Below are 14,395 nucleotides of genomic sequence, written 5' to 3'. Positions count from 1 at the left end.
TCGGCGGTCAGGGCTGCTTCTTGGCCTGGGTGTCGACCAGCCGGCCGAAGCTGATCGTGCGGTCGGGCGAGTGGAACAGGTCCTCGCACGTGACCAGCGTGAGCAGGGGCTCGGTGGGGATGGCGGCGGGCTCGCCGGGCACGGGGTCCAGCACCCAGATCTCGCTGCTCTTGACCGTGATGTCGCGGGGGTTGTTGGTCAGCTCGTAGGTGTAGATCGCGGTGCGGGTCTCGACGACGACCTTGTCACCCTTGTTGAGCGTCATGATCGGGGCGAAGGGCCCCTTGGAGCCGCGGTGTCCGGCCACGGCGAAGTTCCCGACCTGGCCCGCCTCGGCCGTGTTGTCGAACCAGCCCAGCCCCTTCTTCAGCGTCGCCTGGGTCGTGCCCGCGAGGACGGGCTGCTCGAAGGACTCACCGAAGCCGGGGATGCGCAGCAGGGCCATCGCCTCGCCGGGGATCGGCTTGCCGTCCACCGGCTGCCGCTGCCACTCGTCGCGGAGGTCCGACACCTCCGCCTGCGCGACCCGGGGGTCGACCAGCGGGTCGAAGTAGAGCTGGTAGACGCTCCAGCCCAGCACGCCGCCGCCCAGGAGCAGGAACGCCAGCCCGAGGACGACCAGGGCGGGGCGCGTGCGCCGCCGCGGCCCCTGGGGCGCCAGCAGCGCTCGCCGCGGGGTCGTCGTGCTACTCACGCGGGCCATCATAGCGGCGTTATCGCCACGCCCGGGCTACCGGATGACCGGGAGGGCGCCCCGGTAGCGGACGAGCCGGCCGCGTCCGGCGCGCACGGTCGCGACCACGCGCGCCACGAGCCAGAAGCCGACCACGAGGGGGACCAGCACGAACCCGACGGCCCACCCGACCGCGAGCGTCAGCGACGCCAACAGCAGGAGCAGGGCCATCGTGATCTCGAAGTTCAGCGACGCGCGGGCGTGCTCGCGCACCCGCAGGTCGGTCTCCCCCACGGTGAGCAGGAGGATCGTCGGGCCGATCCAGGTGCTGACCAGCGGCGTCCAGTGCGCGGCCGGGACGGCGAACCGCTCCGCGCCCCGCAGCGGCGCGCCGGCCCAGGGATCGTTCCGGTCGACGGGCAGGTGCAGATCGCCGTAGCCCTGATGCTGGTCGTGCCGCCACAGCACGTCGCCCGCGTAGGGCGCGTCGGCGGGGGTCGCCGGCTCGACCCGGCCGGAGCCCTGCGCGGGCCAAGCCGCACGCTGCCAGGCGTCCGGGGCGCCGGGGGCCGGCGCGGGGGCACCCCAGGGTGGCATCCCCGACGACGGGGCCGGCTGCGGAGCTGACGCGCCCCACGGCCGGGCGCCGGGCGGCGGGGCCGGCTGCGGAGCGGACGCGCCCCACGGCTCGGCGCCGGACGACGGGGCCCGGTGCGGCGCGGGCGCACCCCAGGGCCCGGCACCGGACGGCGGGGCCGAGTGCGGCGTCGGCGCACCCCACGGCGGCGTCCCCGACGACGGGGCCGGCTGCGGCGCGGGAGCACCCCACGGCGCGGATCCCTGGCCGAGGTGCCCGCCGTACGGCGATCCCTGGCCGGGGTGCCCGGCGTACGGCGGCTGCTGCGGCGCCGGCGGCTGCGGGCGCCAGCCCTGCCCCGGATACTGCGGCGACGCCCCCGGCTGCGGAGGCACGGGGTCGGGACGGTCAGGGGACGCCTGCCCGCCCGGCTCCCGCGGGTCGCCCATGATCTAGTGCGCCGCCATGGCGTCGCGGATCGGCGCCTCCCAGCGCGCGCGGATCTGCTCCAGCGGCAGCGTGAACTGGCCGTGCACCTCCAGGACGCCCTCGCCGGTGACCTCGCCCAGCCGCGTCACCGGGACGCCGGCACCGGCGCACAACTCGGCGAACGCCGCGTAGTGCTCGCCGGACAGCGAGACCAGGGCGCGCGCCGGGGACTCCGAGAACAGCCACGTCGTCGTGTCGCCCGCGGGCAGCGTCAGGGAGACGCCGAGCCCGTTGCGCAGCGACGACTCGACCAGGCTCTGGGCCAGTCCGCCGTCGGACAGGTCGTGCGCCGAGCTCAGCAGCCCGCGCTTGGACGCCTCGATCAGGACGCGTCCGAGCGCCTTCTCCGCGGCGAGGTTCGGCATGGGGGGCATGCCGCCCAGGTGGCTGTGCACCGCGTCGGCCCAGGACGACCCCGACAGCTCGTCGCGGGTCTCCCCCAGCAGCAGCACGGCGTCCCCGGGGTAGGCGAAGCCCATCGGCGCCCGGTCGGCGACGTCGTCGATCACGCCGAGCATGCCGACCACGGGCGTCGGGTGGATGTTCACGCCGTCGGTCTGGTTGTAGAAGCTCACGTTGCCGCCGGTGACGGGGGTGCCGAGCTCGCGGCAGCCGTCCACCAGCCCCATGATCGACTCGATGAACTGCCACATCACGTCGGGGTCCTCGGGCGAGCCGAAGTTGAGGCAGTCGGTGATGGCGACGGGCTCCGCGCCGGACGCGGCGACGTTGCGGTAGGACTCCGACAGCGCCAACTGCGCGCCCAGGTAGGGGTTGAGCAGGCAGAACCGCGGGTTGTTGTCGGTGGCCAGGGCGATGCCCAGCCCGGTCTCCTCGTCGATGCGGAGCATCCCGGAGTTCTCGGGCTGCGCGAGCACGCTGTTGCCGCGCACGTAGCGGTCGTACTGGTCGGTGATCCAGCTCTTGTCGGCCTGGTTCGGCGAGCCGACCAGCGTCAGCAGTTCCTCCGCCAACTCGGCGCCGGACGCCGCGCGCGGCAGGTCCTCGGCGCGGTCGGCGTTGAGGGCGTCGATCCAGGTCGGACGCGCCGAGGGCCGGTCGTAGACGGGCCCGTCGTGCGCGACGGTGCGGGGGTCGACGTCCACGACGCGCTCACCGTGGTAGTCGATGAACAGCCGGTCGCCCTCGATGACCTCGCCGACCACGGTGGCGAGCACGTCCCACTTGGCGCAGATGCCCAGGAAGGTGTCGACGTCCTCGGGGCGCACGACCGCCATCATGCGCTCCTGGCTCTCGCTCATGAGGATCTCCTCGGGCGAGAGCGTCGGGTCGCGCAGCACGACGGTGTCGAGATCGACGTGCATGCCGCCGTCGCCGGCGCTGGCCAGCTCGGAGGTGGCGCACGAGATGCCGGCGGCGCCGAAGTCCTGGATGCCGGTGATGATCCCCGCGGCGAACAGCTCCAGCGTGCACTCGATGAGCAGCTTCTCCATGAAGGGGTCCCCCACCTGGACGCTGGGACGCTTGGCGGGCCCGTCGGCGTCGAAGGTCTCGGAGGCCAGGATGGAGGCCCCGCCGATGCCGTCGCCGCCGGTGGCGGCGCCGTACATGATGACCTTGTTGCCCAGGCCGGTCGCCTTGGCCAGCTTGAGGTCGTCGTGCTTGAGGACGCCGACGCACAGCGCGTTGACCAGCGGGTTGCCCGCGTAGGTGGCGTCGAACAGCACCTCGCCGCCGATGTTCGGCAGCCCCAGACAGTTGCCGTAGCCGCTGATGCCGGACACGATGCCCGGCAGCACGCGGAGGGTGTCGGGGGCATCCAGCGGGCCGAACCGCAGCGGGTCCATCACGCCGATCGGGCGGGCGCCCATGGCGAGGATGTCGCGCACGATGCCGCCCACGCCGGTGGCGGCGCCCTGGTACGGCTCCACGTAGGAGGGGTGGTTGTGGGACTCGATCTTGAACGTCACCGCCCAGTCGCCGCCGATGTCGACGACGCCCGCCTGCTCACCGATGCCGGCCAGCAGCGGACCGCGCGGGGTCTGATCGCCGAGGACCCCGAACCGGGACAGGTGCTTCTTGGACGACTTGTACGAGCAGTGCTCCGACCACATCACGGAGTACATCGCCAGTTCGCACCCGGTGGGGCGGCGGCCGAGGATCTCCTTGATGCGCGCGTACTCGTCGGCCTTCAGGCCCAGCTCGGCCCAGGGCTGCTCTGCGTCGGGGGTGGCCCAAGCGTTCTCTACCGTGTCAACCACGCCGCTCAATCTACCGTGCCGCGCCGACCCGCGGCGCCCGCGCCCGCTCCCCCGGAACCGGACGGGGGCCTGACGCGCGCGCCGCCGGACGGTAGCGTGATGGGTGCCCCGCCGTTCGGGGTCGCACCCCTAGACAACGGGAGGTCGCCCATGACCGTGCAGGTCGCAGCACTCGCCCTCGACGCGGGGCAGTCCTCGACCCGCGTCCGCTTCGTCGGGGTCCCGGACCGCGGCGACCTGACCCTGCCTGGTGTCCGCACCTCGACGCCGCTGGCGTCGCAGTGGGAGTCGTTCGTGCGCGCCGGCCTGGACGCCGCGGGCGCCCCGGTGGACACCGTCGCGATCGGCTCGTCCGGCCTGGGGCGCGAGACGGCGCACGACCTGCTGGCCCTGCTGGTGGACGCCGGCGTCCGGCGCGTGATCGTCGCGCACGACTCGATCACCAGCTACCTCGGGGCGCTCGGCGACGGCGAGGGGTGCGTGATCGCGGCCGGGACCGGCACCATCTGCCTCGCGGTCGGGCCCCGGGACGCCGCGCGCGTGGACGGCTGGGGCAACCTGATCGGCGACGCCGGCTCCGCGTACTGGATCGGCCGCACCGCCATGGAGGCCGCGATGCGCGGCTACGACGGCCGGCGGCAGATGACCGGCCTGACCGCGTTGCTGGCCGAGCAGTTCCCCGACCTGGAGAACGCCTACCTGGAACTGCAGGGCGACCCCGACCGGGTGGCGCGGATCGCGGCGTTCTCCGCGCAGGTCAACCAGCTCGCGGCGTCCGACCGGGTCGCCGGCAACATCCTGGACAAGGCCGCCGCCCACCTGTCGGAGTCCGTGCAGGCGGCCCTGCAGCGCGTCCACCTGGGCGGCCGGACCGTGCCACGCGTCGCCGCGATCGGCGGGGTGTTCCGCAGCGACCGGGTTCGGCGACGCTTCACCGACTACCTGACGCTGCAGTGGCCGACGTTCGCCCTGACCGCCCCCGTCGGGGAGGGGATCGACGGCGCCGAGGCGCTGCTCGCCCTGGCCCCCGGGCACCCGCTGTACCAGCGCCTCTCCATCGCCGAACGCTGAGCACTCCCCCGCCTCGACGAGGCCGTCCGTGATCGGCGCGTGATCGCGGACGGCCCCTTCGTGACGTGCATCACCAAACCGTGACGCCGGCGCATTCCCGGCCACTATCGGCCGCATTCTCGCCCTTTCTAGAATCCGAGTACCGCCCGCCCCCGAAGCCGAGGGCTGGGCGTCCACTCTGATTTCACAAGGGGTTTCACGATGAAGCGCAGAACGTTCCTGATGATGGCCGGCGGCGTCGCCGGCGGGCTGGTCGTGGCCGGCTGTTCCTCCGACAACGGCACCCCCGCCACGGGCGGCACCGGCGGCGGCGCCCCCGCCGGCGGCTCCAAGGTGCTGAGCCTGTACACGTCCTCGCCGAAGGACCAGTACGAGCCCGCCGTGGCCGCCTTCAAGAAGTCCGGCTACGAGGTCGAGGTCGTCAGCGCGGGCACCGGCGAGCTCATCAAGCGGATCCAGGCCGAGGGCGCGAACCCGCTGGCCGACGTGCAGTGGGGTGGCCTGGGGCAGTCCGTGGCGCCCGCGCTGGCCAGCTTCGCCGAGTTCGTCCCGGCCGACGACGCGTCCTTCCTGCCCGACTACCAGTCCAAGGCCGGCGGCGACAAGCGCCTCGTGCCGTTCTCGATCATGCTCAACTCGATCATGGTCAACACCAAGCAGACCGGCGGCGCCACCGTCGACGGCTGGGCGTCGCTGCTCGACCCGGCGCTGAAGGGCAAGATCGCGTTCGCCGACCCCGCCAAGTCGTCCAGTTCCCTGTCCCAGATCGTCAACATGCTGCACGCCATGGGCAACGGCAACCCCGAGGACGGCTGGGCGTACGTCGAGAAGTTCGCCAAGCAGTTGGACAACAAGATGCAGGGCAGTTCCTCCAACGTGTTCAACATGGTGAGCACCGGCGAGTACGCGGTCGGCATCACCAACGAGACCAACGCGGTGAAGTACGCGGCCGTCCAGCCCGAGATCAAGACCGTCTACCCCCAGGAGGGGACGATGGTTCTGGCCGATTACGTGATGCTCATCAAGAACGGCAAGAACACCGACAACGGCAAGGCCTTCATCAACTTCCTCACCGGCAAGGACTACCAGTCGAAGATGGAGGAATACGGCCTGCGCACCGTCCGCGCCGACGTGACGCAGAAGAACTTCCCCGCGCTCGACACGCTCAAGGTCGTGGCCGAGAACAAGGCCTGGATGGACGCGAACGGCTCCAAGGTCAAGGACCGTTTCATGGACCTGTTCACCAAGTAGCCGACGGCTTCCTTCCACCACCGTTTCCCGCTCCGCCGGGGTCATTCCCGGCCCCGGCGGAGCCGACCCGAGCCGAGGACACCGTGAGCGTTCCCATCACCATCCGCAACATCACCAAGCGATACGGGGACACGGTCGTCATCCCCGACCTGTCCGCCGACATCCACGACGGCGAGTTCTTCACCCTCCTGGGCCCCAGCGGCTGCGGCAAGACCACGCTGCTGCGCATGATCGCGGGCTTCATCGACATCGAGCGCGGCACCATCGCGTTCGGCGACCAGGTCATCAACGATGTGCCCGTCTACAAGCGCGACTACGGCATGGTCTTCCAGAACTACGCGATCTTCCCCTCCATGACGGTGGAGAAGAACGTCATGTTCGGCCTGGAGAACCGCAAGGTGCCCAAGACGGACGCCGAGCGCCGGACCCTGGAGATGCTGGCCAAGGTGAAGATGGAGCACCTGGCCAAGCGGTTCCCCGAGAACCTGTCGGGCGGCCAGCAGCAGCGCATCGCGCTGGCCCGGGCCATCGTGATCAACCCGCAGGTGCTGCTCATGGACGAGCCGCTGTCGAACCTGGACGCCAAGCTGCGCATCGAGATCCGGCAGGCGATCGCCGACATCCAGCGCGAGATCGGCATCACCACCGTCTACGTCACCCACGACCAGGAGGAGGCCCTGTCGGTCTCCGACCGGATCGCGGTCATGAACGCGGGTGAGATCCAGCAGATCGCGAGCCCCGAGGCGATCTACCGGCGCCCGTTCAACCAGTTCGTCGCCGGCTTCGTGGGCCACTCCAACAGCTTCGACGCCACCGTCCTGGAGAACGCGGGCGGACGCGGCGGGCTGCGGTTGGCAGGCGGCTACACCCTGGCGCTGGACACCCTGCGGGCCGACGTCGCCGCCGGCGACGAGGTTGTCGTGAGCGTCCGCCCCGAGAACTTCGTGGTGGCCGACTCCCCCACCGGACTGTCCGGGACCGTGCGGCTGCGGCAGTTCCTCGGCGCGCACGTCCAGTACATCCTCGACGACCCCCACGGCCGGGAGTTCCTGGTCAACCAGAGCGCCGACTTCGGGACGCGGCTGTTCGAGATCGGCGACAGCATCGACCTCGGCCTGGACGCCCGGGCCGTCAACGTCTTCGACGGATCCGGCCGCACCCTCATCGAGGGGGTGACCAGCAATGTCGTCGGCAACGATCGGGCAGCGGCGGCGTCCTGACTTCTGGACCTGGGTGACCTGGGCGGCGTTCGCCGGCTTCGGGCTGTTCCTGGTCTACCCGCTCGTCACGCTGATCGTCTCGGGCTTCCAGGACCCCGAGACCCACACCTGGACGCTGGACAACTTCGCGAAGTTCTTCGGCCGGGAGTACTACCGCAGCGCGCTGGTCAACAGCCTGGTCGTGACGCTGGTCGTCACGTTCTGGACGGTCGTGATCGCCGTCCCGATGGCCTACTTCGTGACCCGGTTCAGGATCCGGTTCCAGCGCACCATGGACATCCTGATCATCATCTCGCTGCTGTCGCCCCCCTTCATCGGCGCCTACGCGTGGATCCTGCTGTTCGGCCGGGCGGGCATCGTGACCCGGTTCCTGTCCGACACCACCGGCTTCGAGATGCCGTCGATCTACGGCTTCAACGGCATCGCCATGGTGTTCGTGCTGAAGCTGTTCCCCTACCTGTACCTGTACGCCTGCGGCGCGCTGCGCAAGATGGACGCGTCGGTCGGGGAGGCGTCCGAGAGCCTGGGGGCGACCGCCTGGCGGACCGCCACCAAGGTGATCCTGCCCGTCATCGTGCCGACGATCCTGGCCGGCAGCGTCATCGTGTTCATGCGGGCCATCGCCGACTACGGCACCCCGCAGCTGATCGGCGAGGGCTACACGGTGCTCCCGGTGCTGATCTACAACGAGTTCGTCGGCGAGACGGGCGGCAGCTCCAACTTCGCCGCCGCGATCTCGGTGATCCTGATGGTGATCGCCGGCGTGGTGTTCTGGGTGCAGAACTGGCTGGGCAACCGGCGCAAGTTCCTGATGAGCGCGCTCAACCCGATGAAGCCCAAGCAACTGCACGGCTGGCGCGCCGTCGCGGTGAACGCGTTCCTGTGGATCATCGTGTTCGTCGCCACGCTGCCCCAGCTCACCGTGGTGTACACGTCGTTCCTGAAGACCAAGGGCGTCATCTTCGTGCCCGGGTTCTCCCTGGAGAGCTACCGGCAGGTGCTGGACGGCATGATGACCCCGGTCATCAACACCTTCCTGTTCGGCGTGATGGCGATCGTCATCATCGTGGTGGTGGGCGTCCTGGTGGCCTACGTGTCGGTGCGGCGGGCGAACATCCTGACGCGGATCCTCGACATGTTCATCATGTTCCCCTACGTGATCCCGGGCGCGGTGCTGGGCATCACGATGCTGCTGACGTTCAACCGGCCACCGCTCATGCTGTCGGGGACGGTGGCCATCCTGGTCATCATGTACGTGGTGCGCCGCGTCCCGTACACGGTGCGCTCCTCGGCCGCGATCCTGCACCAGATCAACCCCAACATCGAGGAGGCCGCCGTCAGCCTCGGCGCCCGCCCGATGAAGTCGTTCGTGCGGGTCACCCTGCCGGCCATGCTGCCCGGCGTCCTGTCGGGCGCGGTGCTGAGCTGGGTGACGGTCATCAACGAGCTCAGCTCGACGCTGATCCTCTACACCGGCAAGACCGCGACCATGTCGGTGGCGATCTTCACCGAGGTGATGCGGGCCAGCTACGGCACCGCCGCGGCCCTGTCGACGATCCTGACGATCACGACCGTGCTGTCGCTGCTGCTGTTCTTCAAGCTGAGCGACTCCGACGACATCAGCGTCTAGGACGACGAAGGCCGCGCCCCGGCGGGGGCGCGGCCTTCGTGCGTGCGTGGGCGTCGGTGCGTGGGCTCAGACGCGCGCCGAGAGGAACTGCGTGAGGCTGTCGAAGAACAGCCGGCCGTCCAGCGAGGGGCCGGTGAGGGCCTCGACGTTGTGCTCGGGGTGCGGCATCAGTCCCACCACGTTGCCGCGGGCGTTGGTGACGCCGGCGATGTCGTTGGAGGAGCCGTTGGGGTTCACGCCGAGGTAGCGGAACACCACCTGGTTCTCGCCCTCGAGGCGGGCCAGCGTCTCGTCGTCGGCGATGTAGCGGCCCTCGCCGTTCTTCAGGACGATCTCGATCTCCTGACCCTCCTCCATCGCGCACGTCCACACCGTGTCGCGCGACTCGACCTTGAGGGTCTGGTCGCGGCACACGAAGGTGCGGCGGTCGTTGCGGATGAGGGCGCCGGGGAGCAGGTGCGACTCGCACAGCACCTGGAAGCCGTTGCAGATGCCCAGCACCGGCAGGCCGGAGTTCGCGGCGGCGACGATCTCGGTCATGATCGGGCTGAAGCGCGCGATGGCGCCGCAGCGCAGGTAGTCGCCGTAGGAGAAGCCGCCGGGCAGGATCACCGCGTCCACGCCCTCCAGGTCGTGGGCGGCGTGCCACAGCGGGACGGCCTCCATCCCCGCGAGCGTCACGGCGCGGCGGGCGTCCTGGTCGTCCAGGGAACCCGGGAAGGTGACGACGCCGACGCGGGTCATTCGGCGTCCACCCGGACGTCGAAGGCCTCGATCACGGTGTTGGCCAGCAGCTTCTCGGCGGCGTCCCGGATCTCGTCGAGGCGCTCGGGCGTCACGTCGCCGTCCACGTCGATCTCGAAGCGCTTGCCCTGGCGGACCGTCAGGCCCGTGAAACCCAGTCGCTGCAGGGCACCGGTGACCGCCTTGCCCTGGGGGTCAAGGATCTCCGGCTTGGGCATCACGTCAACGATCACTCGCGCCATGCCCGCGATCCTATCCGAACCGCCGCTCGCCACGGCCCACCCGGCGCCCCGTGGGCGTCAGTTGAACGGCAGGCCCGTCAGCCGGGTGTACGCCTCGACGTAGCGGTCGCGGGTCGCGGCCACCACGGACGCCGGCAGCGCGGGCGGCGGCACGTCGGAATCGGAGTTCCAGCCGGACTCCTCGGCGAGGTAGTCCCGGACGAACTGCTTGTCGAAGCTGGGCTGCGCGCCGCCCGGATGCCAGCGCTCGGCGTCCCAGAACCGCGACGAGTCGGGCGTGAGCACCTCGTCGGCCAGCACGATCGTGCCGTCAGGGCGGCGTCCGAACTCGAACTTGGTGTCGGCCAGGATGACGCCGCGCTCGCGGGCGATCCCCTCCGCGCGGGAGTAGAGCGCCAGCGAGAGCCGGCGCAGTTCCTCGGCGGTGTCGGCACCGTGCAGCGCGACGATCGTCTCGAAGGGCACGTTCTCGTCGTGCTCCCCCAGTTCGGCTTTGATGGCCGGGGTGAAGATCGGCTCGGGCAGCCGGTCGCCGTCGCGCAGTCCGGCGGGCAGCTCGATGCCGGTGACGGTTCCGGACTTCTTGTACTCGGCCCAGCCCGAGCCGGTGAGGTAGCCGCGGACGACGCACTCGACGGGGATCATCTCCAGGCGCTCCGTGACGACGGCGCGTCCGGACACGGGCGGCGGCACGTCGGTGGAGACCACGTGGTTCGGCACGATGTCGCCGAGCTGGTCGAACCACCACAGGCTCATCCGGGTCAGCACGGCACCCTTGTCCATGATCATCGAGCTCAGGACGTGGTCGAACGCGGAGATCGAGTCGGTGGCGACCATCAGGAACCGGCCGGTCCCCCGCTCCTCCGACGGCTCGGCGTCGGGCAGGGCGTACATCCGCCGCACCTTGCCGGCGTACACGAGGGGGAGGTCGAGTCCGTAGTAGTCGTCGGTCACCCTTCGATGGTAGGCCGGACGGCGTGCCCCCACCGGCGCTGTCCGAGACAGCTCCGACCGCGCGGACACGCCGGGATCGTGTGCTTCGGGCACCCCGCCCGCGGTGTTGCCGCCCTCCTCACCCGTTTCGGGGGAGGACACGCGGGGACAAGGGCGCTCACCATGGTTCGCGTGCACGCTGAGCCGCTCACCCGTGGCGCAGCGCTCCCGTCTCCTCGGACCGTCGACGCCCACACCCCGCCGCCACGGCGCAGTCGAGTCGAGCAGCGCGGCTCCAGCCCTCGGCCGGCGCGCGCGACCGCCGCACCATCGGGAGGAGCACCCATGTCCCACACCTTCGAACCGCCCGGCCCGACGCTGTCGACCGCGGCACTGAACGCCCTGCGCCTGCGCGTCTCGGGCGACCTGTTCACCCCCGAGCACCCCGACTGGGACCGCGTGCGCGCGCCGTGGGTCCTCAACGTCGACCAGCGCCCGCTGGCCGTCCTGGCGGTCGACGACGTCGACGACGTCGTGGGGGCCGTGCAGTGGGCCGGCGCCGAGGGCGTCCAGGTCTGCGTCCAGCCCAGCGGTCACGGGGCCGGCGCCGACGTCAGCGGCTCCCTGCTGCTGCGCACCCGCGCACTGGATCGGATCGACATCGACGTCGAGGGACGGACCGCCCGGATCGGCGCGGGCGTCAACGCCGGCGAGCTCGGCGCCGCCCTCGCCGGCACGGGGCTGACCTTCCTGTCGGGCTCCAACCCCGACCCCAGCGTGGTCGGGCTCACCCTGACCGGCGGGCTGAGCTGGTTCGGGCGGGCCTTCGGGCTGGGCTGCGACAGCATCGTCGCCGCCGACGTGGTGGACGGCACCGGCACGCTGCGGCACGTGGACGCCGCGGACCCCGACCTGCTCTGGGCGCTGCGCGGCGGCGGCGGGGACCTGGCCGTGGTCGTGTCGCTCGAACTGCGCCTCCACCCGGCCCCCGTCATCCACGGCGGGCAGCTGTGGTGGCCGATCGACCGGTTGCGTCCGGTGCTCGACGCCTTCCGCGCGGTCTGCGAGCGGGCGCCGGACACCTTCACGGCCTGGTGGCACGCCATGGCGCTGCCGCCCCTGCCGGAGATCCCCGAACCCCTGCGCGGCGGCCACTTCGTGACGGTCGCGGTCGCGCACCTCGGCGAGGCGGACGAACTGGACGACCTGCTCGCGCCGCTGCGCGCCATCCCGGGCGCCATCCGCGACTCGGTCGGCCCGCTGGGGCCCGAGCAGATCCCCCACCTGGCCGAGGAGCCCGTCGACCCGACGCCCGTGCTGTCGGTGTCCACGCTGCTGAACGAGCTCGACGCGGCGACGGCGGACGCGCTGGAGGCGACGGTGGGGCCGGGGAGCGACTGCCCGGTCGCGATCGTGCAGATCCGCCAGCTCGGCGGCCGCCTGGCGGAGCCGCCCGTGGATCTGGGCAGCCACGGCCCGATCGCCGAGCCGTACTCCCTGACGGCGTTCGCGCTGCTGCCGGCACCCGAGCTCGAGCCCGTGTTCGCGGGCTGGCTGGGCCGGATCGCCGACTGCGCCGCGACGTCGACGGCGGGTCGGACGCCGATGAACTTCCTGGGCCACGACGAGGCCAACACCTGGTGGGACGACGCGACCAGGGCGCGGCTGCAGGCGATCAAGGCGGCGACGGACCCCCAGGGCGTCCTGCGCAGCAACCGGCCGGTCTCGGCGTAGTTCGGGCCGCGGGCGTCGGGTGCGGGCGGGGCTCCGTCCGCACCCGACGCACGTGTCGACCGTGGCATGAGCGGCCGGACGACCGGGGGCCGGCCGACCGCTCGGATCAGCCGGTCAGGCGGCCTGGAGTTCGGCGTCCAGGCGGGCGTAGCCGGCCTCCATGCCCTCGGCCATCCCGGTCGCCAGCACCGCGTCGCGCGTCGCGGCGTCGGGGTAGGTGATGACCAGGGCGAGCAGCGTGCCGCCCTCGACCGGGGTCAGCGTGAGCTCGTTCACGGTGCCCGGCCCGTCGGTGCCGATCATCTGCTCGGTGCTCACCTCGCGGTACGGGGGCGTCGACTCCAGCAGCGTGCCCGTGAAGCCGAACCGGTCGGCACCCTCGTCGGTCTCCCACTCCTGACGGAACGTGCCGCCGACCTCGGAGGCGAGCTCGCAGACGGGCATGACCCAGCCGTCGGGGCCGCGCATCCAGCGCTGGATGAGGGCGGGCTCGTGGTGGGCGCGCCAGACGTCCTCGACGGACCCGCGGATGATGCGGGTGATCCGCACCCGGGTGTCGTCGAGGAGCTGGGTCTGGGTGCCGCGCCCTGCCGCGAAGGAGGCCAGGTCGGCCACCACGGCGTCGATCTGCCCCATGGCCTCGCGCATGCCCTCCTCCATGCCCATGGCGACGAGTTGCTCGAGTTCGGCCAACGACCCGAAGGTCGACACGCACGTCACGCGCGACCCCGCCCCGGCCGGCTCGAACGCGAACCGGGCGCGGGTCGTGGGCAGGTCGGTGTTCGGGCGGCCGTCCGCCTCGGCGAAGCCGTCGACGACCTCGAAGGAGCGGGGGGCGTCCACGGACAGCCACTCCCAGTAGCCGCCGTGGCGCTCGCCGTCGGGGCCGGTCATGACGTAGTCGCTGCGCCCGCCGGCGTGGGCGTCGTGGCGGGTGAAGGTGGCGGGGAAGGTCGGCGGGCCCCAGAACTTCTCGATCTGGCGCGGGTCGGTGTAGGCGTCCCAGAGGCGCTGCACGGGGACGGGGAACTCGGCCACCACGGTGAGCGTGAGGGCGTCGAGGTCGCGGGTGACATCGGTGATGGGCATGTCGGTTCCTTCGGGTGATGGCCGGGGTCGGCCGAATGGTGGTGGGTCCGTCGCTCTCCGGCGGGCCGATCGGTCAGGGGACGGGGGGCGGCGGCGTGCCGTCGTGGGGTCGGGTGGCGGCGTCGGCTTCGGCCTCCTGCGCGAAGAGGTCGTCCAGCTGCTGCATCCGGGTGCGCCACAGCAGTTCGAGCTCGTCGAGCACGGCGTGCACGTGCCGCAGCACCTCGGGTCGGCCGCGGACGATGCGCTCGCGTCCGCGCTGCTCCTTGGCGACCAGCCCGGCCGCCTCGAGCACCGCGACGTGCTTCTGCACCGCGGCGAACGACATGTCGTAGGCCGCCGCCAGCTCCGAGACCGACGCCTCGCCCGACACCGTCCGGCGGACGATGTCACGTCGCGTCGGGTCGGCCAGGGCCCGGAAGATCCGGTTCGTCTGCTCCTCGGAGCCTTCATATACAACCATTTGGTTGTAGGTTAGACCCGGGTTTTGCCGAGCGCAAGGGGGAACGATCTCGCCGCT

The 14,395-nt window shown here is 71.4% G+C and carries 11 protein-coding genes and 1 pseudogene; 5 read left to right on the top strand and 7 right to left on the bottom strand.

Going from position 1 to position 14,395, the window contains the following annotated elements:
- Positions 1-7: 7 nt before the first annotated feature.
- The 3 genes from G7070_RS11290 to purL all read right to left on the bottom strand — a co-directional run bounded on the left by G7070_RS11290 (position 8) and on the right by purL (position 3,961).
- Complete coding sequence (locus tag G7070_RS11290; protein WP_166233829.1) at positions 8-694, bottom strand: class E sortase; 687 nt, start codon at positions 692-694, stop codon at positions 8-10.
- A gap of 36 nt (positions 695-730) precedes the next feature.
- A complete protein-coding gene (locus tag G7070_RS11285) occupies positions 731-1,270 on the bottom strand; it encodes a DUF4870 domain-containing protein (RefSeq protein ID WP_166233828.1) in 540 nt (179 codons plus the stop codon).
- A 432-nt stretch (positions 1,271-1,702) separates the two neighbouring features.
- On the bottom strand, positions 1,703-3,961 hold the full coding sequence (gene purL, locus G7070_RS11280; protein ID WP_166233827.1) for a phosphoribosylformylglycinamidine synthase subunit PurL: 2,259 nt from the start codon (positions 3,959-3,961) through the stop codon (positions 1,703-1,705).
- Positions 3,962-4,111: 150 nt separating this feature from the next.
- Here purL and G7070_RS11275 point away from each other — a divergent pair, with 150 nt between their 5' ends.
- The 4 genes from G7070_RS11275 to G7070_RS11260 all read left to right on the top strand — a co-directional run bounded on the left by G7070_RS11275 (position 4,112) and on the right by G7070_RS11260 (position 9,133).
- A complete protein-coding gene (locus G7070_RS11275) occupies positions 4,112-5,032 on the top strand; it encodes an N-acetylglucosamine kinase (protein WP_166233826.1) in 921 nt (306 codons plus the stop codon).
- 201 nt (positions 5,033-5,233) lie between these two features.
- The gene (locus G7070_RS11270) at positions 5,234-6,283 is read left to right on the top strand and encodes an extracellular solute-binding protein (RefSeq protein WP_166233825.1); all 1,050 of its coding nucleotides are present in this window, start codon (positions 5,234-5,236) and stop codon (positions 6,281-6,283) included.
- A gap of 83 nt (positions 6,284-6,366) precedes the next feature.
- The gene (locus G7070_RS11265) at positions 6,367-7,503 is read left to right on the top strand and encodes an ABC transporter ATP-binding protein (protein WP_166233824.1); all 1,137 of its coding nucleotides are present in this window, start codon (positions 6,367-6,369) and stop codon (positions 7,501-7,503) included.
- A complete protein-coding gene (locus tag G7070_RS11260; RefSeq protein ID WP_166233823.1) occupies positions 7,466-9,133 on the top strand; it encodes an ABC transporter permease in 1,668 nt (555 codons plus the stop codon). Before G7070_RS11265 ends, G7070_RS11260 begins: the two co-directional genes overlap by 38 nt.
- Before the next feature lie 66 nt (positions 9,134-9,199).
- Here the strand turns inward: G7070_RS11260 and purQ are convergent, their stop codons facing one another.
- Both purQ and G7070_RS11245 read right to left on the bottom strand, forming a co-directional pair.
- Entirely contained in the window at positions 9,200-9,877 is a 678-nt protein-coding gene (gene purQ / locus G7070_RS11255; RefSeq protein ID WP_166233822.1) for a phosphoribosylformylglycinamidine synthase subunit PurQ, read from the bottom strand.
- Positions 9,874-11,073: pseudogene (locus G7070_RS11245) on the bottom strand (phosphoribosylaminoimidazolesuccinocarboxamide synthase). Before G7070_RS11245 ends, purQ begins: the two are co-directional and overlap by 4 nt.
- Before the next feature lie 324 nt (positions 11,074-11,397).
- Between G7070_RS11245 and G7070_RS11240 the strand changes: the two are divergent.
- Complete coding sequence (locus tag G7070_RS11240) at positions 11,398-12,786, top strand: FAD-binding oxidoreductase (protein ID WP_166233820.1); 1,389 nt, start codon at positions 11,398-11,400, stop codon at positions 12,784-12,786.
- Positions 12,787-12,900: 114 nt separating this feature from the next.
- Here G7070_RS11240 and G7070_RS11235 read toward each other — a convergent pair whose 3' ends face one another.
- Both G7070_RS11235 and G7070_RS11230 read right to left on the bottom strand, forming a co-directional pair.
- Positions 12,901-13,875, bottom strand: a complete 975-nt coding sequence (locus G7070_RS11235) for an SRPBCC family protein (protein WP_166233819.1) — start codon at positions 13,873-13,875, stop codon at positions 12,901-12,903.
- Between the two features lie 73 nt (positions 13,876-13,948).
- Positions 13,949-14,338, bottom strand: coding sequence for an ArsR/SmtB family transcription factor (locus G7070_RS11230; protein ID WP_166233818.1), 390 nt, complete (start codon positions 14,336-14,338; stop codon positions 13,949-13,951).
- Positions 14,339-14,395 lie beyond the last annotated feature (57 nt).

Origin of the sequence: Propioniciclava coleopterorum (genome assembly GCF_011393335.1) — a bacterium.
Classification (GTDB): domain Bacteria; phylum Actinomycetota; class Actinomycetes; order Propionibacteriales; family Propionibacteriaceae; genus Propioniciclava; species Propioniciclava coleopterorum.
This window is presented reverse-complemented; position numbering and strand designations above follow the sequence as displayed.